This is a genomic window from Streptomyces griseicoloratus (genome assembly GCF_014534645.1).
Lineage (GTDB): Bacteria > Actinomycetota > Actinomycetes > Streptomycetales > Streptomycetaceae > Streptomyces > Streptomyces griseicoloratus.
Genome location: NZ_JACVQF010000095.1, coordinates 1 through 970 on the forward strand (window position 1 = coordinate 1; position 970 = coordinate 970).

Annotated in this window: 1 protein-coding gene; it reads right to left on the reverse strand. The window is 68.9% G+C overall.

All coding sequences use genetic code 11. The features are described from left to right. On the reverse strand, positions 1–936 hold a 936-nt coding region (locus H0H10_RS02565; RefSeq protein WP_373566793.1), incomplete at its 3' end, for a condensation domain-containing protein. Positions 937–970: the final 34 nt, after the last annotated feature.

Here is a 970-nt window from a genome sequence, read left to right on the forward strand (position 1 = left end):
GCGTGCCGGCGCCAGCTCCTCCACCAGCCGCTCGAACGGCACGTCCTGATGCGCATACGCACCGAGCCCGGCCTCCCGCACCCGGCCCAGCAGCTCACGGAACGTCGGATCACCCGACACATCCGTTCGGATCACCAACGTGTTGACGAAGCACCCGACCAGGTCGTCCAGTGCCTCATCCGTACGGCCCGCCACCGCCGAACCGATCGGGATGTCCGTGCCGGCGCCCAACCGCGACAGCATCGCTGCCAGCGCCGCGTGCAGCACCATGAACATGGTCACACCCTCGGCACGCGCCACCTCCGCCAACCGGCTGTGCACGTCCGCCGGCAGGTGGAGAACGGCCTGGTGACCTCGGTGCGTTGCCACGGCCGGGCGGGACCGGTCGAAGGGGAGGGCGAGCCCTTCCGGAGCCCCGGACAGCTTCTCGCGCCAGTACGCGACTTGCTCCGACAGCACACTGCGTGGGTCGTCCTCCGACCCGAGCAACTCCCGCTGCCACAGCGCATAGTCCCGGTACTGCACCGGCAATGGCGCCCACTGCGGCTGCCGCCCGTCGGCCCGAGCACCGTACGCCACCGACAGATCGCGAAGCAGCGGTGTCATCGACCAGCCGTCAGCGGCGATGTGATGCACCAACAGGGCGAGTACATGCTCATCCGTGGACGTCTCGAACAGCCATGCCTTCAGCGGAATCTCCGTCGCGAGGTCGAAGGCATGGGAGGTGATCCCGGCCAGTTCGTGGGACAGGTCGGACCCGGTAACCCGGACCGGCGTCAGCTCCCCGGAGACCTCGTCGATGGGGAGGACGTACTGGTAGGGCTCGCCGTCGGCGGCAGGCAGGACGGTCCGCAGGGCCTCGTGGCGTGCGATCACGTCACGCAGCGCCAGTCCCAGCGCTTCCTGATTCAGCTCACCGGACAGACGCAGCACCACCGGGCTGTTGTAGGTCGGGCTCGGACCCTCCAAC